Annotated in this window: 21 protein-coding genes; 5 read left to right on the forward strand and 16 right to left on the reverse strand. The window is 69.5% G+C overall.

Annotated elements, in window-relative coordinates:
* The 9 genes from dnaG to NDR87_RS09100 all read right to left on the reverse strand — a co-directional run bounded on the left by dnaG (window position 1) and on the right by NDR87_RS09100 (window position 10,015).
* Window positions 1–1,941 (reverse strand): DNA primase, encoded by a 1,941-nt coding sequence (gene dnaG, locus NDR87_RS09060; protein ID WP_251910681.1) that lies wholly within the window; start codon window positions 1,939–1,941, stop codon window positions 1–3.
* 31 nt (window positions 1,942–1,972) lie between these two features.
* Window positions 1,973–3,997: a hypothetical protein gene (locus NDR87_RS09065; protein WP_251910682.1), complete on the reverse strand. Its 2,025-nt coding sequence runs from the start codon at window positions 3,995–3,997 to the stop codon at window positions 1,973–1,975.
* Between the two features lie 87 nt (window positions 3,998–4,084).
* Window positions 4,085–5,299, reverse strand: coding sequence for a deoxyguanosinetriphosphate triphosphohydrolase (locus NDR87_RS09070; RefSeq protein ID WP_251910858.1), 1,215 nt, complete (start codon window positions 5,297–5,299; stop codon window positions 4,085–4,087).
* 80 nt (window positions 5,300–5,379) lie between these two features.
* The gene (locus NDR87_RS09075) at window positions 5,380–6,000 is read right to left on the reverse strand and encodes a YdcF family protein (RefSeq protein WP_374211137.1); all 621 of its coding nucleotides are present in this window, start codon (window positions 5,998–6,000) and stop codon (window positions 5,380–5,382) included.
* Between the two features lie 185 nt (window positions 6,001–6,185).
* Window positions 6,186–6,863 carry an MBL fold metallo-hydrolase gene (locus tag NDR87_RS09080; protein ID WP_251910683.1) on the reverse strand — a complete coding sequence of 226 codons (678 nt, stop codon included), beginning with the start codon at window positions 6,861–6,863 and terminating at the stop codon, window positions 6,186–6,188.
* Window positions 6,864–7,139: 276 nt separating this feature from the next.
* Window positions 7,140–7,559 (reverse strand): VOC family protein, encoded by a 420-nt coding sequence (locus tag NDR87_RS09085; protein ID WP_251910684.1) that lies wholly within the window; start codon window positions 7,557–7,559, stop codon window positions 7,140–7,142.
* A gap of 56 nt (window positions 7,560–7,615) precedes the next feature.
* On the reverse strand, window positions 7,616–7,957 hold the full coding sequence (locus NDR87_RS09090; protein ID WP_251910685.1) for a hypothetical protein: 342 nt from the start codon (window positions 7,955–7,957) through the stop codon (window positions 7,616–7,618).
* Between the two features lie 114 nt (window positions 7,958–8,071).
* Window positions 8,072–8,992 (reverse strand): NADP-dependent oxidoreductase, encoded by a 921-nt coding sequence (locus NDR87_RS09095; RefSeq protein ID WP_251910686.1) that lies wholly within the window; start codon window positions 8,990–8,992, stop codon window positions 8,072–8,074.
* Between the two features lie 66 nt (window positions 8,993–9,058).
* A complete protein-coding gene (locus NDR87_RS09100; protein ID WP_251941101.1) occupies window positions 9,059–10,015 on the reverse strand; it encodes an MBL fold metallo-hydrolase in 957 nt (318 codons plus the stop codon).
* A 93-nt stretch (window positions 10,016–10,108) separates the two neighbouring features.
* On the opposite strand from NDR87_RS09100, the gene NDR87_RS09105 reads away from it, so the two are divergent.
* A complete protein-coding gene (locus NDR87_RS09105) occupies window positions 10,109–11,062 on the forward strand; it encodes a LysR family transcriptional regulator (protein WP_251910688.1) in 954 nt (317 codons plus the stop codon).
* On the opposite strand, the gene NDR87_RS09110 is transcribed toward NDR87_RS09105, so the two are convergent.
* Together NDR87_RS09110 and NDR87_RS09115 are read right to left on the reverse strand one after the other, a co-directional pair.
* Window positions 11,014–11,916, reverse strand: coding sequence for a serine hydrolase (locus NDR87_RS09110; protein ID WP_251910689.1), 903 nt, complete (start codon window positions 11,914–11,916; stop codon window positions 11,014–11,016). The two genes, NDR87_RS09105 and NDR87_RS09110, sit on opposite strands and share 49 nt — an antisense overlap.
* Window positions 11,917–11,950: 34 nt before the next feature.
* Window positions 11,951–13,342 carry a glycine--tRNA ligase gene (locus tag NDR87_RS09115; RefSeq protein ID WP_251910690.1) on the reverse strand — a complete coding sequence of 464 codons (1,392 nt, stop codon included), beginning with the start codon at window positions 13,340–13,342 and terminating at the stop codon, window positions 11,951–11,953.
* 168 nt (window positions 13,343–13,510) lie between these two features.
* Between NDR87_RS09115 and NDR87_RS09120 the strand changes: the two genes are divergently transcribed.
* The 3 genes from NDR87_RS09120 to NDR87_RS09130 all read left to right on the forward strand — a co-directional run bounded on the left by NDR87_RS09120 (window position 13,511) and on the right by NDR87_RS09130 (window position 15,346).
* Window positions 13,511–14,398 (forward strand): hypothetical protein, encoded by an 888-nt coding sequence (locus NDR87_RS09120; protein WP_251910691.1) that lies wholly within the window; start codon window positions 13,511–13,513, stop codon window positions 14,396–14,398.
* A gap of 105 nt (window positions 14,399–14,503) precedes the next feature.
* Window positions 14,504–14,899, forward strand: coding sequence for a helix-turn-helix transcriptional regulator (locus tag NDR87_RS09125; RefSeq protein WP_251910692.1), 396 nt, complete (start codon window positions 14,504–14,506; stop codon window positions 14,897–14,899).
* A 15-nt stretch (window positions 14,900–14,914) separates the two neighbouring features.
* Window positions 14,915–15,346: a Fur family transcriptional regulator gene (locus NDR87_RS09130; RefSeq protein WP_251910860.1), complete on the forward strand. Its 432-nt coding sequence runs from the start codon at window positions 14,915–14,917 to the stop codon at window positions 15,344–15,346.
* 281 nt (window positions 15,347–15,627) lie between these two features.
* On the opposite strand, the gene NDR87_RS09135 is transcribed toward NDR87_RS09130, so the two are convergent.
* Entirely contained in the window at window positions 15,628–16,581 is a 954-nt protein-coding gene (locus NDR87_RS09135; protein WP_251910693.1) for a hypothetical protein, read from the reverse strand.
* Between the two features lie 101 nt (window positions 16,582–16,682).
* Between NDR87_RS09135 and NDR87_RS09140 the strand changes: the two genes are divergently transcribed.
* Window positions 16,683–17,291, forward strand: a complete 609-nt coding sequence (locus NDR87_RS09140; protein ID WP_251910694.1) for a TetR/AcrR family transcriptional regulator — start codon at window positions 16,683–16,685, stop codon at window positions 17,289–17,291.
* 3 nt (window positions 17,292–17,294) lie between these two features.
* Here NDR87_RS09140 and NDR87_RS09145 read toward each other — a convergent pair whose 3' ends face one another.
* The 4 genes from NDR87_RS09145 to NDR87_RS09160 form a co-directional block, all read right to left on the reverse strand.
* Window positions 17,295–17,696, reverse strand: a complete 402-nt coding sequence (locus NDR87_RS09145; RefSeq protein ID WP_251910695.1) for a hypothetical protein — start codon at window positions 17,694–17,696, stop codon at window positions 17,295–17,297.
* Window positions 17,693–18,490 carry an isoprenyl transferase gene (locus NDR87_RS09150; protein ID WP_372494117.1) on the reverse strand — a complete coding sequence of 266 codons (798 nt, stop codon included), beginning with the start codon at window positions 18,488–18,490 and terminating at the stop codon, window positions 17,693–17,695. The genes NDR87_RS09145 and NDR87_RS09150 overlap by 4 nt, the downstream gene beginning before the upstream one ends.
* An 89-nt stretch (window positions 18,491–18,579) precedes the next feature.
* The gene (locus NDR87_RS09155; RefSeq protein WP_251910696.1) at window positions 18,580–19,305 is read right to left on the reverse strand and encodes an arginase family protein; all 726 of its coding nucleotides are present in this window, start codon (window positions 19,303–19,305) and stop codon (window positions 18,580–18,582) included.
* A gap of 52 nt (window positions 19,306–19,357) precedes the next feature.
* On the reverse strand, window positions 19,358–20,737 hold the full coding sequence (locus NDR87_RS09160; protein WP_251910697.1) for an acyl-CoA dehydrogenase family protein: 1,380 nt from the start codon (window positions 20,735–20,737) through the stop codon (window positions 19,358–19,360).
* Window positions 20,738–20,783: the final 46 nt, after the last annotated feature.

A 20,783-nucleotide genomic window follows, 5' to 3' on the forward strand; every position in this document is an offset into this window, starting at 1 on the left:
TCAGCCGACGGCGAAGTCGTCCGAATTGCCCATGGCCTGCGCGAGCAGGCTCTTGCGGTACTGCTCCAGGGCGACGAGGTCGCCGAACAGCGCCATATAGGCGTCCGGCTCCTCGGTGGACGACACCCGCTGCAGTTTGGACTTCAGCTCCGCGATCTGCCGCCCCACCCACGCCTCCTGGGTGCGGGCGAGCACACCCGAGACGAAACGCTGGATGTCGTCCAGCGATTTCACCGGCAGCGGCTCGGCGGCCAGCTCCGACACCAGCGCGCGTAGCGTGAGATCGTCGGTGTGATCGCTGACCCGCGTGACCCATTCGGCCCCACCGAGTCCGGCGGCCGTGCCGCCCGCCTGCACGATCGCGGCACGGACCGCGACATACGCCGGATGGGTGAACGTCTCCGCATCGAGCGAATCGAACACCGGCCCCGCCATCGCGGGATACTGCAGCGCGGCCGCGAGCGCCTGCCGCTGCGGCAGCAGCACCGGATCGTTGGGATTGGGGCGCGCGGCGGGATGCTCGGCGACCTTGGCGCTCACCGCCTCCGACTGCCCCGGCCGAGCCGAACGCGCCGGGCCGCCCTGCCGCATCCGCCGCGCCTCGTCACCCACGCGGCGCACGACCTGATGTTCGTCGGGCCAGCCGACCAGCGCCGCCAGCTTGAGTCCATAGGCCTTGCGATGCACGGGATCCTTGATCTGCGCCACCAGCGGCACGGCCTCGCGCAGCGCCTGCACCTGCTTGTCGGCGCTCATATCCTTGCGCACCGGATCGTCGTAGTACTTCTCGACCACACCGCGAATCGCGAACTCGTACAACGGAACCCGCCGGGCCACCAGATCCTTGAGCGCGGTGTCGCCGGAGCGCTGGCGCAGCTCGCACGGATCCTGGCCGTCCGGCGCGACGGCGATATAGGTCTGCATGGCGATGCGCTGATCACCCGCGAACGCCTTCAGCGCCGCGGCCTGACCCGCCTCGTCGCCGTCGAAGGTGTAGATGATCTCCCCGCGCATCCAGGTGTCATCCATCAGCAGCCGCCGCAGCACCGCCAGATGCTCCTCGCCGAAGGCCGTACCACACGAGGCCACAGCGGTCTTCACACCCGCCAGATGCATGGCCATCACGTCGGTGTAGCCCTCGACCACCACCGCCTGATGGCTCTTGGCGATCTCGCGCTTGGCCAGGTCGAGGCCGAACAGCACCTGAGACTTCTTGTACAGCACCGTTTCCGGCGTATTGATGTACTTCGCGGTCATCTGGTCGTCGTCGAACAACCGGCGCGCGCCGAAGCCGATGATGTCGCCGCTCAGATTGCGGATCGGCCAGAGCAGGCGGCGGTGGAACCGGTCCATGGGACCGTGCCGCCCCGGCTTGGACAGCCCGGCCGCCTCCAGCTCCTTGACGTCGAATCCCTTGCGCAGCAAGTGCTTCGTCAGGGTGTCCCAGCCACCCGGGGCGAAACCACAGCCGAACTGCCGGGCGGCGTTGCCGTCGAAGTTGCGCTCGGTGAGGTAGTTGCGGGCGGCGGCGGCCTCCGGCTCGCCCAGCTGGGCCACGTAGAACTCGTGTGCCGCGGCGTTCGCGGCGACCAGGCGCGAGCGGGTGCCGCGGTCGCGTTGCACCGAGGTGCCGCCGCCCTCGTAATTGATCTTGTAGCCGATGCGGTCGGCGAGTTGCTCGACCGCCTCGACGAACCCGACATGCTCCATCTTCTGCAGGAAGGCGAACACATCGCCGCTCTCGCCGCAGCCGAAGCAGTGGAAATGACTGTGGTTGGGCCGGACATGGAACGAGGGCGTCTTCTCGTCGTGGAACGGGCACAACCCCTTCAGCGAGTCCGCGCCCGCCTTCTTCAGCGCCACGTACTCGCCGACGACATCCTCGATGCGTACGCGTTCTCGAATTGCCGCGATATCGCGATCAGGGAGTCGTCCGGCCACGGTGGTCGAGTCTAGCCGGATCATGGCCCGGTCACGGCGCAGGTGGCCGGATCGCGAGATACGCGCTGCTCCACAACTGGGCGGCATTGGATTCGGTGACATCCGCGGCGGCCGCACCGAACGGGGTGATGTGATAGCCGCCATTGTCGTAGCGCCAGCTCCACAGCTCCGAGCTGTGCATCGCCGCGGTCGCATCGATCACTCGCCACAGCGTGCGCTGCGCGTCGACCAGCCGATCGCGGATCGGCGGCGGCAGATCGGTGCGCTGCAATTGCCGCTGCAGACCGGCGGCGAAGGCGGCCTGTTGCCAGGACCACACGACGGTGCCGTGATAGTGGTGCGTGGTGAACTGCGCGCGCAGGCCCGGATCGGCGAAGACCGGATTCGCGACCACCGGCCCGGCGCCGGTCATCAGCCCCAGCGGGAACGGCCGGATCATCGTGGCCACCGCCGCGTCGAGCGCCTCCGGCGGCGACTCGCCGAGCAGCAGGTCGAAGACGTCGTCGGAATGCAGGATCGGAATCGGCCGTCCCTCGGCGTCCAGGGCGACCGCCGGAAATGTGACCGGTCCGGACGCCAGTGCCGCGAGCGCGGCCGCGGCCGGGACTCCGACGCTCTGGGCATAGGACTCGACGGCGGCCCGGGCCGCGGCATTGTCGAGCCGCACGGTGAACAGCCGGGCCGCCTCGCTGCGCCAGACCTTCGCATGGGCCGCGGCGAACGACAGTTCCAGGCGGTCGTCGTCGCCGAGATACCCATCGAGCCGACCGCTGTCGAGCAGCCGCGCGGTCGCCTCGAGCGCGGCCGGGACCAGAATCGCGCCGACGTTGTACGGATAGCGGCCGCCTCCCAGACCGGTCTCGCTATCGCGCCATTCCCCCGCGTTGTGCCCCGGCTTCAGGCCGATCAGATTGGTATAGCGCGGATCCCGGGCGAACGGTTCGGCCGTGGCGACCACGAGCCGAAGGTTGCGGACCAGCGCCTGACCGTTCGAGACTCCGGGAGCGGCCTCGGCGCGCAGGAATTCGCCCGCCCGATCCGAATCCAGCAGATAGGCGGCGGCCACCGGGGCGAGCAGATAACTCTCGTCGACCATGTTGTAGTCGTAGATCGGCGCATCGCCGCGGCTGCCGTCCTGGCGCAGGCGGGTCAGGATCGCGAATTCCGAGACGGACTCCTCGTGGGCGACCGCGCCGTCGGGCGCGAGCCGGGTCAGGACCGAGCGCAAGCCGGCCTCGGTCGCCTCGGGTGCCAGGACCGGCATGAGCATCATCAGCGACAGCAGCGTGTCGCGGCCGAAATAGGTGTCGAAGCGCCAGGATCCGGCGAGAAACTTCTCCCGGTAGCTGAGGAAGGTGAGCGTGTTCTTCGGGCCCTCGAGCGCTCGCTCGTTGCCGTTGAACAGTTCCGCACCCGCCAGCGGGGTGAGCGGCGTCTCCCCGGTGAGGGCGGTCACGCGCAGCCCGATGCGCCCGTCGGGGCCCGCGGTGACCGCTCCCCCGTCCAGCACGGTGCCCGCGGTGACCTCGAGGCTCAGCCGATATCCGGGCGCGCCGTCGAGGCGGTCGCGAGCCCAGGTCACCGACTTTCCGAAAACGGTTGGCGGGGTGAGCACCTCGGTGGGGACGGGTTTGCGGTCCTCGCCGTAGGTGCGCAGCACGCGCACATTCGACAGCACCGCCTGCTTCGGAACGAGGGTCGGTGTCGCGATCGAGGCGTCGAAGACGATGCCGTTCAGCTCCCGGCCGCGGGCATCCCGGTCCGACTCGGCCTTCGGCGGTGCGTCCAGCTGCCAGCGCACCCCCTCGGCGGTGGACTCGAACCAGGCGCCGGTACCGCTGTTGCCCGCCGGGAACGCCACCAGGATGCGCGGATCGTGCCCCGCGCCGAGTATCAGATGCGCCGCGGTGCGCCCGTCGCGCAGGAAATAGTTGAGGTTCTGCCCCTCGGTCACCTGGAAGTGGAACGGAGCCTCGGCGGGCGGGCGGCTACCGCACCCCGCCACCGCGAGCACCGAAACCGCCAGCACCGCAAGATATCTGCCGAACACCCGCATCGAAGCCCCCTGTTTCTCGATCTGACGAACCGGAAACACCGCGAGTTCAATGTACGACCGACCACCGACAGGTTTCGGCGGATCGGCTCAGCCGATTCCGGCCGCGATCCGTTCCAGGCGGCTTTCGGTGTAGGAGGCGATCTGGTCCACGATCACCCGCACCCGCGCGGTGTCGTCGGCCGCGGTCTCCCACCACGGCAGCAGCACCGGGTCCAGGTCGTGCGGGGCCCGCTCCAGCAGGTGATGGGCCACGAGCAGAATCCGTTCGCGTTGGGCCGCTTGCCGTTCGCGATGTTCCGGATCGGACATGACGTAGCGCAGCGCGACCGTCTTGAGGACCGCGACCTCGGCGGCGACGATGCGCGGCACCTCCAGATCGGCGGCGTAACGGCACAGGCGGCGACCGCCCCAGGCGCGGCGGGTGGCCTCCACGGCCGCGGTGGCGAAGCGGCCGACCAGATCGCTGGTGAGCCGCTTGAGGGCGACCGAGGCGCGCAGGGTGCCGTCGTATCCCGCGGCGGCGGCGATCACCGGCAACTCCGACAACCGCTCGGCCGCGGCGACCAGATCGTCGATGGTGAGCCCGGGATGCTGGGCGTGGCCCAGGTGAGCCAGCGCGGACTGTTCGGCCGGATCGGCCAGGGCACGCAGGTCGATGCGACCGGCGATCACCCCGTCCTCGACATCGTGCACCGAATAGGCCACATCGTCGGACCAGTCCATGACCTGGGACTCCAGGCACTGCCGTCGCTCCGGGGCGCCCTTGCGCACCCAGTCCAGTCGCTGCCGGTCCACCTCGTAGGCGCCGAATTTGGCGGCGGATTCGGTTCTGCCCCAGGGGTATTTCACGGTGGCGTCCAGCGCCGCGCGGGTCAGGTTGAGCCCCAAGCTCTCCCCGCCCGCGTCGAATACCTTCGGCTCCAGTCGGGTCAGAATGCGCAGATTCTGCGCATTGCCCTCGAATCCGCCGTGCGCGTCGGCGAATTGGTCCAGCGCGCGTTCGCCGTTGTGGCCGTAGGGCGGATGCCCGATATCGTGCGCGAGTCCGGCCAGGTCCACCAGATCCGGATCGCAGCCCAGCCCCTCGGCGATGCTGCGCCCGATCTGGGCGACCTCGAGCGAATGGGTGAGCCTGGTGCGCGGGGTGTCACCGTCGCGCGGACCCATGACCTGGGTCTTGTCGGCCAACCGGCGCAGCGCCGCCGAATGCAGCACGCGGGCGCGGTCGCGGGCGAAGTCGCTGCGACGGGCGGGACACGGCGACCAGCTCAGGCCCGCGGTGTCGGTGTTCTCCGCGACCATGCGTTCCCGGTCCTCATCGTTGTAGGCGTCCCCGCCGCCGCTCATCGATGCACTCCTCGAAGCTCGGTCTTTCCCGAAACTCATTGCTCCGCGGTGTATTTGAAATCGGCCGAGACGTGGGTCAGCTGGTACCACAGCAGCGCACCGGTCTCGCGGGCGATGCCGTGCGCCTGCGACTCGCGGGTGTAGACCGCCGGTCCCGTGCGCGTGGGCGCCGTCCAGGCCCGTAAGCCCTGGTCGCGCGCCATCGTCCGGGTCCGCAGCGAATGCCACGGATCGCTGACCAGCACCGCCGACGACAGCTCGCGCGCCCGCATGGCGGTCGCCACGGCCTCGATACTGCGCAACGTGTCCGAACCGGTTTCCACCGCGAGAATCCGGTCCGCGGGCACGCCGCGGTTCTTCAGGTAGTTCTTGCCCGACGCGGCCTCGGTGTAGTTGTCGCCGACCTGTTTGCCGCCGACCGTGATCACCAGGGGCGCAACGCCTTTGGTGAACAGCTTGTAGGCCTGGGCCAGACGCGCCTCGAAGACCGACGAGGGCGTGCCGTCGTACTGGGCCGCGCCGAGCACGACGATGGCGTCGGCGGGCGAGTAGTCGTCGATGCGCGCGACCTGCCATACCCGCACCGCGGTCCCGCCGACGACGATCACGCACATCAGCACGGTCCCGGCGATCAGTCGGCGAATCCAGCGCAGCAAACCGGATCCTCCGTTCCGGGCCCCGGCGGGCGGTGTCGTGCCCTGGGCACTGGAGGCCAGCCAGCGAGATCGCGGGGCGGAGCCGGTGAAGCTCCCGGGCGCGGGTCGGGTCGGCGCGGACGGCATTCCCCGAGTCTGCCAGGGCTCGGTCACGTCACGATTGCGATGCGACCTCCAGCGCGTCGTCACCAACCGCGCTGCCGCCACTCCGCCAGCCGCGGCCGCTCGGTGCCCAGGGTGGTGTCGTCGCCGTGGCCGGGATAAACAGCCGTATCGTCGCCGTAGCGATCGAACAGCTTCCCGGTGACATCGCGGTAGAGCGAGTCGAAATCCTCCGGCGATGTGGTGCGCCCCACGCCACCGGGAAACAGCGAATCACCGGTGAACAGGTGCACGCGCCCGTCGCCGTCGGTGAGCGCCAGCGCCACCGAACCCGGCGTATGCCCGCGCAGATGGATCACCTCGAGCGCGAGCTCGCCGACGCGCACCGAATCGCCCTCGGCGAGCACCCGGTCCGGCCGCACGGGCAGCGGATCGGCGTCGAGGGAGTGCGCCGCGGTGGGTACGCCGGTCTCGGCGGCCACCTTCTCCAGCCCCTGCCAGTGGTCGGGATGCTGGTGAGTGGTGACGATCAGGCGCAGCTGGCCGGGGGTCTCCTGGCCGAGCAGTTCGAGGAGGCGGTCGGGCTCGTTGGCGGCGTCGATCAGCAGCGCATCGCCGGTCGCCGTGTCCTGCACCAGGTAGACGTTGTTGTCCATGGGGCCGACCGACAACTTCACGATGCGTGCCCCGGGCACGTCGCGCTGCTGCGGATTGGCACCCGGTGAGACATGGCCCGTATAGGGACGATCGATCGTGATCACGTTGTCGATGGTAGCGATGGACACCGACACGAGCCGGACGTCACGACCGCGCCGTGGGGTCGAGCACGACCCGCACCGCGCCGTCGGCCTTGCGCTGGAACATCGCGTACGCCTGTGGGGCGCGTCGAGCGGAAGCCGGTGGGTGGCAAAGTCGTCCACGCCCAGCGGATCGTCCTCGCCGAGCAGCGGCATGATGTCGTCCACCCAGCGCGTTCCTCGTCCGAGACATCGGTACGCCTGCGCCTGACCGCCGCGAGCAGCGGAAGCCGCGACTGCTCAGCACGCGGGCGGCACCGGCGCACCGGATCGGGTGCTGAGCCACTGCTGGATCTCGATCAGGTTCTCCTCCGGATCACGCAGGTACGCGCAGCGGATGCGATCACCGAAAACCACGGGGCCGAACGCGATCTCGGCCCCGCGCTCGCGCAGCCCGGCGAGATAGGCGTCCAGATCGTCGACCCGCAGCGACACCACGGCGACGTCGGTGCGGCCCAGGCCGGTGCGCAGTGCGCCGCCCAGCGCGGCGTCGAGGTCGGTGCGATCGTGCAGGCACAGGCTGCTGCCCAGTTCCGGCTTGAAGGCGACATACGGTGGGGCGGGCTGGTCGTCCTGCGGCGTGAGCCCGATGACGTCGCGGTAGTAGGCGCAGGTGCGGGCGAAATCGTCGACGATCAAACGAATCTGAGTCAGGTGCACGTCGACCCAACCTACAACCGGCCGAACCGGTCGCCCGCCCGGGCCCCGGGGGCGACTCAGGACTGCCCCGGCACCGCATCCACCGGCCGGTCGGCGCTGCGGCGCAACCGGATTCGGTCCATCCGCCGCCGCACCGGCGGCAGCGCCAGCAACGGCACCGCCAGCGTGCTCACCAACCCCAGAACGGCCGAGGCGATCTCGACGAGGATGTTCAGCACCACCACGAGCAGGCACAGCACCGCGGGCTGAGCGAACAGCGCGGCCGAGACCCAGGCGGCCGTCTGCACGGCCAGGACCGTGGCCGTCCCGAACACCAGCACACCGGCCAGCGCCGCCATCGCCACCCAGAAGTTCAGCAACCGAGCGAGCGCGGCCCAGGGGGAATGTCCCGAATCCACCGCCACTCCTCGCCGTTCCCGCCGCCGCATTCGGATTCGACCGTGCGCCAGCACCTTTCGTCGAGCTCACCTTACCGGGCGGAACCATCGGCGAGCCATTCGAACGGGCGATTGCTACGGATGCAGCACGATCTTGCCGTGGATGTGGTCGCGCTCGAGCTCACCGAACGCCTCGCGCACGCGCGCGAGCGGATACGTCGCGGCGATCGGCACCTCGATGGTTCCCGCCGCGGCGAGATCGGCCAGTTCGGCGAGGACGTCGATGGTGTCGGCGGCGGCATTGCCGTCGGCCTTGACCCCGTAGCGCTGCACGGCGGCGAAGTCGATGATGGTGTCGATGCGCTCGGGCGTCACGCCCAGCTCGAGGGCCAGTTCGACGTAGCCGGAGCCGTAGGTGTCGATGAAGGCGTCGATACCGTCGGGAGCGGCGCTCCGCAGGCGCTCGGCCAGCCCCTCGCCGTAGGCCACCGGGCGCACGCCCTTGGCCCGCAGCCAGTCGTGCTTGGCCGGTCCGGCGATGCCGATGACCGTGGCGCCGCGAGCCCGAAGCAATTGCACCGCAATCGATCCCACCCCGCCCCCGGCACCCGACACCGCGATCGTGTCACCGGCCTCCGCACTCACCGCGCGCACCGCGGCGAAGGCGGTGGTGCCCGCCACGAACAGCGCGCCCGCGACGTCCCAGGACAGTTCGGCGGGCTTCGGCGTGACCTGTTCGGCGGGCACGACGACATGGGTGGCGTGGCTGGCGCGGCGGTGGGTGAAGCCCAGCACCTCGTCACCGACCGCGATGCCGCTCACGCCCGCGCCGAGCGCCGCGATGCGGCCCGCGAAATCGGAACCCTCCCCCGAGGGGAAGGTCGCGGGCCAGCGCTCGTGCAGCAGCCCGGCGCGAATCTTGGCCTCCCCCGGGTTGATACCGGCGGCGACCACCGCCACGACCACCTCCCCCGGCCCGGGAACCGGATCCGCCACCTCGACCACCTTCAGCACGTCGATATCGCCGTACCGATCGAACTGCACCGCCTGTGCCATGCCGCACCTCTTCCGTCGGGGTCCCTGTCGAACCCGAACAGCCCCGGGTGTGCGGATATTTCCGCCTTACGGGGTAAGGGTCTCCAGATGGTTCAGCACCACGAAACGGCTGTCCGAACTCGCCGCGGTCACCGCCTTGCGCAGCGGCTCCAGCCCACCGGCGTCGCGGGCCGGTTCGCCGAGCGGGTAGTCGAAGTCGTCCCAGTGCGTCGGCACCACATAGCGCGGATTGCCCAGCGTCCGCAGCAGTCGAGTCACGTAGTCGCGCACCTTCGCCCCGCCCGCCGGGAGCAGCAGTACATCGGGGCGCAGCCCAACCAGTTCCGATTCGATGTAGTTGGAGCCGCCGAAATTCAGCACGCCGATTCCGTTCACGGTGACGTGGTAGGCCAGCGTGCCGCCCTCGACCAGATCGGCGATCACCCGCGGGCGCGGCAGCTTCGCGGCGCCGTAGCCGGGACGCGTTCCGGGATAGGGGATCTGGGCGCGCGGGCCGAGCGCGGAGTGCAGCGCGCGCAGCACCCGGATCTGGTACCCCTCGAAGAGCAGATCCTCACCGCCGGTGACCAGAGCCAGCTGCTGCTCCGGCGCGCCGAGCGCGGCCATCAGGTTCAGGTGGGTCTCGGTGCCCAGGACCGTGGCCCCGGTGCGCTGCGCGAGGTAGGGGACGTCGGTCAGATGGTCGTAGTGGCCGTGGGTGACCAGGATGTGATCGGCGCGCAGGCGGCCCGAGTCGAGGTAGGAGTCGATCAACGCGGTATCCACCGAGATCGGCGTCTGCGGGTCCGCGCCCTGCTCGGTGTAGGTACCGGTCCGGAAGCGGGTGATCCACGGGTCGATCAGCACGGTCTTGCCCCCCGCGGTGATCTCCCAGCCGTTGTTGCCCCACCAGCGCACGCTCACCCCGGACGCACCCACCGGGGCCGTCGGGGCCCCGGTGGGGCCGCGCTGCTCGGCGGTGCAACCGGCCGCCAGAACCGCCGCGGCCGCCGCGCCCGCACCCAGTAAACCTCGCCTGCTCATTCTGCTCATGGCGGGCACGACATCACGGCGGTCGCGCCGGTGTCCAAGATCGACGCTTCGGCGTGCCCATATCGGAACCGATATCGTCGCAGCGTGGACCCCCTGCGCAAGCTGCGGTACTTCGTGGCCGTCGCCGAAGAATTGCATTTCGGTCGTGCGGCCGAGCGGCTCGGCATCGCCCAGCCGCCGTTGAGCCAGCGCATCCGCGAACTGGAAAAGGATCTGGGCGCACGGCTTTTCGACCGCGGCCGCACGGTCACCCTGACCGAGGCCGGGCAGATCCTGCTCGCCGAATCCCGCGACCTGCTGGCCCGCTGGGACCGGGCCACGACGCTGGTGGGCCGGGCGCATCGGGGTGAGATGGACGCGCTGCGGGTGGGCGTGCCGCCGGAGCTGGCCGGACGGGTGCTGGCCGCGATCGTGACCGCCTTCGAACGCCGCCATCCCGAGCTGCGGCTGGATCTGCAGGAGCTGACCACCGCCGAACAGCTGCGCCTGCTCGCGGAGCGGCAGATCGACGCCGGGCTACTGCAGCATCCGGTCGATGTGATCGGTTTGGAGCTGGGTCCCGCGATCGATACCCCGCTCGGTGTGGTGCTGCGGCGCGACTCCCCGCTCGCGTCGAAATCCGAACTGGCGCTCGAGGATCTGGCCGGGCACGGCCTGGTCATGCCGCCGCGCGCGGCCGCGCCCGGAATGTACGACGCGACGCTGCGGACCTGCTGGGAACACGGCTTCCGGCCCACCCGGGTGACGCACGCGCGCAACCCGGAATTCGTGCTCGGCCTGGTGCTCTCGGGGCATGGCGTGGCATTCGAGCAGGGCATGGTGGCGCAGAAGGAGCCGCGGGTGGTGTGGCGACCGCTGATCGGGCAGCCGCTGCGCAGGCGGCTGTCGCTGGCCTGGCCCACGGCCGCCCCGCATCCGGTGGCGGCGCGCTGCGCCGACCTGGTGGTGAGCGTGCTGCGTGCGGACGGGGTGTCCACGCTCGCGCCCGCTCAGGAGGACGCGGCGCGACCGTGGAATGTGCTGATCGGGCGGCGGTGATCGAGGGATTCGAGCGCGGCCCGGGCGGCCGCGCCGATGGCGTGGTCCACCCGCGGCAGTCGGTGGTCGAGCCGCTCGGCCCGGGTGAAAACCGCCACCGCGCACCGGATTCCGTCCGGCGTCTCGATCACGCCGATCTCGTTGCGGATGCCCGGCAGGGTGCCGGTCTTACCCCACAGCCCGAATTCGTCGCCGAAGGCCGAGCCGAGCCGGTGCTGATTGAGCTGGGCCCCCATCAGTTCGCGTAGCCAGGCGCAGGCCCGCGGCGGTCCCGCCCGATCCAGGGCGATGAGTTCGAGCAGCCGGGTCATCTCGCGCGGGGTGCTCGCTGAGGTGCGCGCCGAGTCCAGGATGCGCAGGGCGAAGATCTCCGGCGCGGACATGGCGGCATAGCGGCGGGCGAATTCGGCGGCGTCGGCGACGCCCATATCCTCGGCCATCGACCCGAGCAGATCGCGCAGGGCGCCGATGATACGCGTGCGGGGCAGGCCCAGTTCGCGGACCAGCGACCGGACATTGTCCAGGCCGACCCGGTCGAACAGCAGGTCGGCGGCGGTGTTGTCGCTGATCGACAGGGCCAGATAGGCGGCGTCGCGCAGGCTGTACTCGACGTCGTCGCGGCAGCCGGAGGTGCCGGGGCCGCCGAGGCGATCGGCGGCGGTGGCACGCACCCGGTCGGTGGGGTCGAGTTGTCCGGCCGCGAACTGCCGGGCCAGCTCCAGGACCAGCGGCACCTTGACGACCGAGGACAGCACGACGAGTTCGTCCGCGCGCCAACCGGTTTCGGCGCCGCAATCCAGGCAGCGGGCGTGCAGCCAGCCCCGCACGCCCACCCCGTCGAAGATCTCTCGCATACCGTCGCATCGAGCCGCGGACGGCCTCGTCCGGTTAGGCCCCGATCAGCCGCTCCGCCAGATACCCCTCGACCTGATCGAGCGAAACCCGTTCCTGCGCCATGGAATCACGCTCGCGAACCGTCACCGCCTGATCCTCGAGGGTGTCGAAGTCGACGGTCACGCAGAACGGGGTGCCGATCTCGTCTTGGCGGCGGTAGCGGCGGCCGATGGCGCCCGCGTCGTCGAAGTCGACATTCCAGTTCTTGCGCAACTGTGCCGCAAGGTCTTTCGCCTTCGGCGACAGATCCGCGTTGCGCGACAGCGGCAGCACCGCCACCTTCACCGGGGCCAGGCGGCGGTCCAGGCGCAGCACCGTGCGCTTTTCCATGACGCCCTTGGCATTCGGGGCCTCGTCCTCGGTGTAGGCGTCGATGAGGAACGCCATGAGCGAGCGGGTCAGACCGGCCGCGGGCTCGATGACGTACGGGGTGTAGCGCTCGCCGGTGTTCTGATCGAAGAAGCTCAGATCGGTGCCGGAGTGCTCGGAGTGGGTCTTGAGGTCGAAGTCGGTGCGGTTGGCCAGACCCTCGAGCTCACCCCACTCGCTGCCCTGGAAGTGGAAGCGGTACTCGATGTCGACCGTGCGGGTCGAGTAGTGCGACAGCTTCTCCTTCGGATGCTCGTACAGCCGCAGGTTCTCCGGATCGATGCCCAGATCGGTGTACCAGGCCAGCCGGGTGTCGATCCAGTACTGATGCCACTGCTCGTCCTCGCCGGGCTTGACGAAGAACTCCATCTCCATCTGCTCGAACTCGCGGGTGCGGAAGATGAAGTTGCCCGGGGTGATCTCGTTGCGGAAGCTCTTGCCGATCTGGGCGATGCCGAACGGCGGCTTCTTGCGCGCGGTGGTCATCACATTGGCGAAGTTGACGAAGATGCCCTGCGCGGTCTCCGGGCGCAGATAGTGCAGCCCCTCCTCGGACTCGATCGGGCCGAGGTAGGTCTTGAGCATCATGTTGAAGTCGCGCGGCTCGGTCCACTTGCCGACGGTGCCGCAGTCCGGGCAGCCGATGAGCTCCATCGAGACCGAATCCGGGTCATCGATCTTGTGCTTGTCGGCGTAGGCCTCCTGCAGGTGGTCCTGCCGGTGGCGCTTGTGGCAGTTCAGGCATTCGACCAGTGGATCGTTGAACACGCTGACATGGCCCGAGGCGACCCACACCTGCCGGGGCAGGATGATCGCGGAGTCCAGGCCCACCACATCGTCGCGGCTGGTGACCATGGCCCGCCACCACTGCTTCTTGATGTTCTCCTTGAGCTCCACACCCAGCGGCCCGTAGTCCCACGCCGACCGGGTGCCTCCGTAGATCTCACCACTGGGGTAGACCAGACCCCGGCGCTTGGCGAGATTGGCGACGGTGTCGACCTTCGACTTGGGTGCCACTGTTGAAGCTCTCCCTCTGGATGATGGGTTGACGGGCGATTCGATCCAGCCTATCGGCACGGCCGCTCGCGAGTCGAAGCAGTATCCACGAATCATCGCGCGATACGGGCATATGTGACGCACGGGTGGGGTATAGAGAGGAGGCAAGCTCATTGGGGGGTTCGCGGAGTGAACGAGTTTCCGCCCAAGTCTTCACCCGTCTCGCGGTTCCTGCGCTCCAATGCGGCACTGTTGATCCTGACGATCGGACTCCTGGTCGCCGTGGTCGCATGGCAGGTGGTCGATCGCGGCTCCCGCACGATCCCCGGCACCGCCCGGCCGGTCATCACCCCGACGACCCCGCGCCCCGCGGTGGACCTCGACCAGCCGTTCCGGGATACACCCGCGGCGAGCTGGGCCGAGGGCGCCGACGGCATCGTGCCGCCGCCGCCCGCACCGATCGGGCGATACTCCGCCGAACAGGTCGCCGATGCGATGGCCCGGGCGAAGCAACTGATCATCACCGCCCGGCTGGACCGGCACGTGCTCATCGGGCACGACGCCGAACCCGTGCTGGCACAGTTGGCACCCGGCATGGTGACGAAGCTCCGGCCGAGGCTGACACCCGGCAATGAGCACCAGACGTGGTGGGTGTCGTCCAAGATCGCCTCCGGCTACGGGCTGGCGAAGGCGGTCCCGCGAGTGACCGGATCGATGCGCGTGGCCATCGGCGAAGACGACGAGTTGGTGGTTCACACCGACTACCTGGTCGCCTACGCCTTCGACCACGCCAATCCGAAGGACCTGGACGACCCGATGGATATCGTCGCCGTCGACCGCCTGCAGGCCGCCTACGAATGGGTCGACGACGCCCGCTACGACCAACCCTCCCAGGGCATGTGGATCGGCAAGGTCACCGGCTTCGCCTACTCCGTCAACTGCGCACTGCACGAGAAGGGGTTCCTGGCGCCGAGCTACAGCAACCCGCCCGCCGTCGGTTACGGTCGGCCGGCCCATCCGCGGAACGAGGACTACTTCGATCCCACTCTGCCGATACCGACCGAGAACAACTGCTGATCTCGCCGAATTTGCGGGGATCGCACGACACGCGAGCCCTCCTGGTTGACATGCGCACCTGTGCATACCAATAATGGCATCGGTTTCCAATAAGGAGTTGGTTCGATGACCGCCGACAGCGGTGCCCCCCTGCGTCGCAGCCGCGTCGCCGTGGAGGCGCCCACCCCGATTCCGCACGATCCCTATCCGTATCGCGCACCGACCGCGCCCGCGGTCCCGCCGCGCCCGATTCTGGACAGCGCGGGCGAGTTGTTACGCGCCCTGGCCGCCCCCGTGCGGATCGCCATCGTGCTGCAGCTGCGTGAGTCCCCGCGCTGCGTGCACGAACTGGTCGATACCCTGGGTGTGACGCAGCCACTGGTCAGCCAGCATCTGCGCATCCTCAAGTCGGCGGGGGTGGTGCGCGGGGAGCGCACCGGCCGCGAGGTGATCTACGAACTGGTCGACGACCACCTGGCGCGCATCGTCGTCGACGCTGTCGCACACGCCGAGGAAGGGTGATCCGTGCCGGACAAGATGGGCACAGCCGAGAAGACGGTCGGTATTCGCAGTACCCGCCAGCGCAGCGCCATCGCGGCCCTGCTCGGCGATATCGATGAATTCCGCTCCGCCCAGGAGCTGCACGACGAATTGCGCCGCCGCGGTGAGGGCATCGGCCTGACCACGGTCTACCGCACCCTGCAATCGCTGGCCGAGGCGGGCAAGGTCGACGTGCTGCGCACCGACACCGGCGAATCGGTCTATCGCCAATGCTCCAAGGGCCACCACCATCATCTGGTCTGCCGTCACTGCGGCCGCACGGTCGAGGTCGAGGGACCCACCGTCGAGGCGTGGGCTGAATCCGTTGCGGGCCAACACGGTTTCACCGAGATCAGCCACACCATGGAGGTCTTCGGCACCTGCCGAACCTGCGCCGCCACCCGAGACGACAAAACCACCCCGGCCTGACCCCACAGCCGCACCCTCTTCCGCACTTCGCACCCCCTGCGGCCATCCCCAAGGGGTGCGAAGCGCGAAAAGCGGTGCGGCTGAACCGTTTCCCCTCCGGGCACGCCTCTGCCACGCCGGGCCCCCAGGGGTGCGGCTGAACCGCTCCACCACTAGCGCGCCTCGGCCAGATCGCGACCTCCGCAGGCGCCCCCGAGCAGCCGCACCCCTTCTGGCGCTTCGCACCCGCTGCGGACGGCCACAGAGGGTGCGAAGCGCGGGAAAGGGTGCGGTGGGTGGGGTTACGCCGGGACCGGTTGCGGCGCGGCGATGCGGGGGCGGAGGGCGGTGACGGCGAGGAGGGCCACCGCGGCCGCGGCCCAGGTGAACAGGACGATCAGTGGGGTGGCGACGGCGTGGCCGTCGAAGAAGGCGACCGAGCGGAGCAGGGTGGCGGCCGCGCCCGGGGGCAGGAGTTGGCCGATCGCGCCCCACGGCTCGGGCAGGAGTTCGGGAGCGGAAGTGGCCGCGGAGAACGGGTTTCCGATCAGGAGCAGCAGCAGCGCCGCGAGGCCGATCCCGGGGTGCCCGAGCAGCGCGGCCAGGCCGACGACCGTGCCCGCGACGGTGAAGGAGACCAAGCCCGCGATGGCCGCCAGCGCGAGAAAGGAACCCGGCAGCAGCGCCAGCCAGCCCTGCACGATCGCCATGCTCAGCGGTCCGGCCACGATGCCGAAGGCGAGTAGGCCCAGCGCACGGCCGGCGACGCTCGGCACCAGCAGGCTCAGCAGCACACCGGCGGCCAACCCGGCCATTACCAGCGGCAGCACCATCGCCCCGAAGCCGGCGCCGCGCGGATCGTCGGGATCGGCGGCCACCACGTCCTGCACCGGCGCGGCCGAGGCCCCCAACAGCTGCTGGCCCAGCTGCGTGATCAGCTGCGCCACAACGGGACTCGCCGCCGAGGCGATCAGCACCCGCGGCTGCCCGCCGCCGGTCACGATCGCGCCGTAGGCGTCTCGCCGCTCGATGGCCGCACGCGCGGCGGCCTCGTCGGCGACGGTGGCGATCTCGAAGGCCTCCGGTTCGCGCTGAACCAGCCGCTCCTCGACCATGCCCGCCTGCGGCCCGGCCACCACGATCGGTAGGTCGCGCGGCTTCAGATTGGCGGCGGGCCAGGCGAAGGCGATCAGCAGCACGGCCTGCAGGACGGCGGCGGCCAGGCCGACGGCAACCGCTCGAGACGTGGCGTTCATGCGGAGCTCCCCAGAAAATCGGAGGTTCGTTCTTTATAAGGCCAACGGTCGCACCGCCGCGCCAACTTGTCAAGAACGAACATTCGTTTTAATTTGGAGCCATGCCCCGAGTCAGCGAAGAACATCTGGAACGCCGCCGCCAGCAGATCCTCGACGCGGCGCTGGAATGCTTCGCCCGCAAGGGTTTTCACGCCACCTCGATGCAGGACGTCTTCACCGAGGCGGGCCTGTCCGCAGGCGCTGTCTACCGGTATTTCAAGAGCAAGGACGAGCTGATCGCCGCCCTGGCCGCCGACGCCACCGTCCTGCTGCGCGGGGCCATGGAGGAGGTTGTGCAGCGCGATCCGCTGCCGACTCCCGGCGAGGTGATCGCGGCGCTGACCACCGAGATCATCCGGATCGGCGAGACCAGCGGCCGAGTCCGGCTGGCGCCGCAGGCGTGGGCGCTGGCGGTCACCGACCCGACCGCGCACACCTTCGTGAGCACGGCCATCCGCACCCTGCGCGACCGCTGGCGCGACTATGCCGAACGGATGCGTGCGGCCGGCTGGCTACCGCCGGATGCCGATACCGATGCCGTGGCCAAGGCGCTGCTCGGAATCATGCCCGGCTTCGTCCTCCAGCATCTGCTGCTCGGCGACATCGATCCGCAGACCCTGGCGCGCGGAATGGATCTGCTGCTGCCGGACTACCGGCACGCCTCGGCGTAAACCTCAGGGCACCAAGCCCTTGCGCGCCCGGCCCGCACCCGACAGCACCAGCAGCAGCATGGTCGTCAGCGCATCGTCGGACAGCCCCGCGGCCGGGAAGGTGTAGCGCAGGATCACATCGGCGAGCTTCTCGTGACCGATCACGGTGATCGAACCGAACTGCAGCGCGTTGTTGCGATCGGCCACCCGCTTGTGCAGCTGCGGCTTGAGCGGGCGATCCCAGGCCAGCACGCAGGTCAGGGTGAGCACATCGAGACCGTCGGCGAGGTTGACCCCGCGCAGCGAGCACAGCGCGCCTTCGAATTCGAATCCGAGTCCGCCGTCCTCGACCCGCACGGCGATATCGCAGCGGGCCAGGCACGCCCCGGCCCGGGCCTGCAGCTCCTCGGCGGCCGGAGCGCTCATTTGACGCCGCCGAAGCGGCGGTCCCGCTTGGCGTACTCCACGCACGCCTCCCACAGGTTGCGCCGGTCGAAATCGGGGAAAAGCGTGTGCTGGTAGACGAATTCGGCGTAAGCCGACTGCCAGATGAGGAAGTTGGAGCTGCGCAGCTCACCCGACGGGCGCAGGAACAGATCCACATCCGGCATATCCGGTTCGTCGAGGAAGCGGGCGAAGGTCGTCTCGTTGATCTTCTCCGGATCGAGCTCCCCGGCCGCCACCCGGCGCGCGATTTCACGTGCGGCATCGGCGATCTCGGCCCGGCCGCCGTAGTTGACGCACATGGTGAGGGTCATCACCGTATTGTCCTTGGTGAGTTCCTCGGCGATCTCCAATTCCTTGATCACGCTGCGCCACAACCGCGGTCGCCGCCCGGCCCAGCGCACCCGCACCCCCATCTCGTGCATCTCGTCGCGGCGGCGGCGGATCACATCGCGGTTGAAGCCCATGAGGAAGCGCACCTCATCGGGGCTGCGCCGCCAGTTCTCGGTCGAGAAGGCATAGGCCGACAGCCATTTCACGCCGATCTCGATGCAGCCCTCGACGGTGTCCATCAACACCGCCTCGCCGCGCTCGTGACCGGCTGTACGCGGCAGTCCGCGCTCCTGGGCCCAGCGGCCGTTGCCGTCCATCACCAGCGCCACATGCCGGGGCACGAACTCCGGCGGCAGCGCGGGCGGCCTGGCGCCCGACGGGTGCGGCGACGGTGGGCGGACGGTGCGGGTGGCCTGAGCGGTGGAGGTGCGGTTACCGATCACGCCCCCAATCCTGCATTACGCGCCCGCAGCGGCGGCCACGACCATCACTTTCGGGCGATATCTCCCCGATTTCTCCCCATGCGGGCAGTTCAGAGCGATTCGGCCAGCGGCCGCAGGCGCTCGGCGGCCCCGCTGCCGTCGTACCAGGTGCACGCGATGCCGACGGCGGCCACCCGGCCGGTATCCAGCACGCGCCGCAGGGCCGCGGCGACCTGGGACTCATCCGGTCCGTCCGGCGCGGGAAACACCAATCCGGGCAGATCACCGATCACATCGCAGTCCAGATGCAGGTAGATCGGCCCCTTCGGCAGCTCACCGAGCTCGTCGACCGAGCACTGGCGAATGCTCGACGTGCGCAGATACTCGACCTCCGGCGGATCCAGATCCCGCCCGTCCACCAGGACGACCCGCTCCTGCGCGATATCGCGCAATCCGATCCGATCGGCCAGCAGCCGCCGCCCGTACCCGACCAGCATGCGCAGCGAAAACCCGCCGAGATATCCCGACGCCGAGGTCTCCAGCGTCTGCACATCCCCGTGTGCGTCGAACCAGACCACCGCCGGATCCATCCCCGCCCGCTGCAACCCGGCCACCGTCCCCAGCGCGGTCGTGCAATCCCCCGACAGCACGCTCGCCCGCTCCCCCGCCCGCACGGCCCGAGCAACCTGCTCGGCGATCTCCTCGTACAGCACCGCCATCCGGGACCAGACATCACCGTCACCCGAAAGGTCCGGGTCGACAACCACATCCGCTGCCACGGGAAATTCCAGCCCGGGCCGGTACTCGTCGAGATGATAGGGCAGGAGAATCCGCATGAGCGCGAGCGTAATTCACCCGGCGCGACCGGGTCAGCCGATATTTGTCCGGTCAGCGCGGCGGGCGCAGCACCCGCATCGCGGCCCGCGCAAGGGGTTCCGGCACCCGGTCCTTCAGGGCCAGCGCGGCCGCGGCGGCTCTGGTCCGCACCTCGGTACCGCGACCGAACATCTTGCTCAACGCGCCGCCGGACGGTTCGAGATCCACGTGCAGCGGCGGCTTGCCCTCGGCCGCGCCCAGCGCGGTGGAGATCACGATGCGCTGAATCTCGCTGGTGCCCTCGAAGATGGTGTACAGCTTGGCATCCCGGAACCACTTCTCGACGGGATGGTCGGTGATGTAACCCCATCCGCCCAGGGTCTGGATCGCCCGTTCGGTGGCCTGCACCGCGACCTCGCTGGCCGCCAGCTTCGCCATCGAGCCCTCACCGCGGTCGAAGGGCACGCCGTTGGCCGCCATCCAGGAGGCCCGCCACGTCAGCAGCCGTGCGGCGTCGATCCGGGTGGCGAGATCGGCGATCGGGAAGGCGATGCCCTGATTGTCGATGATCGGCGCGCCGAACGCCTCGCGCTTGTTCGCGTATGCCGTCATGTATTCCACAGCGGCCCTGGCGATTCCGAGGGCCTGCGCGGCGACCATCGGTCGGGTCTGCTCGAAGGTGCCCAGCGTCGCCGACCGCGACCGGCCCCCACTGCGGATCGACTCGCGGGTGGTGGCCAACCGGCGTTCGAGCCTTTCCGACCCGCCCAGCAGATTCTCCGCGGGCACGCGCACGCCGTCGAACCTCAGCTCGGCGGTATGCGATGCGCGGCAGCCCAGTTTGTCGAGCTTGCGCACCAGTTCCAGGCCGGGCGTGCCGCCCGGCACCACGAACAACCCCTGCCCGCGATGCCCCAGCTCCTGATCCACCACCGCGTTCACCACGTGCACATCGGCGATGCCGCCGTTGCCGATCCACATCTTGTGCCCGTCGATGATCCAGTCGTCACCGTCGCGAACCGCGCGGGTGCGCAGATTGCGCACGTCGCTACCGCCCTCGGGTTCGGAGATCGCGAGGGCGGCGAGTTTGAGATCGCCCGGAGTGCCGAAACATTCGGGCGCCCACCGCAACATCTGCTCGGGCGTGGCCGCCTGACCGATGGCCGACAGCGCCAGGGCGGGCATCACGATCGCCAGCCCGATTCCCGCGCACCCCCAGAACAGCTCCTCCATGAACATCGGCAGCGACAGCCCGGTCGGGTCGCCGATCAGATCCCGGTAGAACAGCGGGCTGTAGAACCCGCGCTGGGCCGCCTCCTCGAGCACCGGCCACGGAAACTCCTGGGCCCGGTCGTAGTACCCGGCCACCGGCCGGAGACAATCGCGCGCGAATTCGTGCGCCCGCGCGGCCAGATCGTGCTGCGCGGCCGTCGGAGTCAGGTCGAAACTCACATCTACTCGATACCCGCGGTCTCGCGAACCAATCCGCGCGCCCGGC

The organism is Nocardia sp. CDC159 (assembly GCF_023740735.1).
Taxonomy (GTDB): Bacteria; Actinomycetota; Actinomycetes; order Mycobacteriales; family Mycobacteriaceae; genus Nocardia; species Nocardia pulmonis.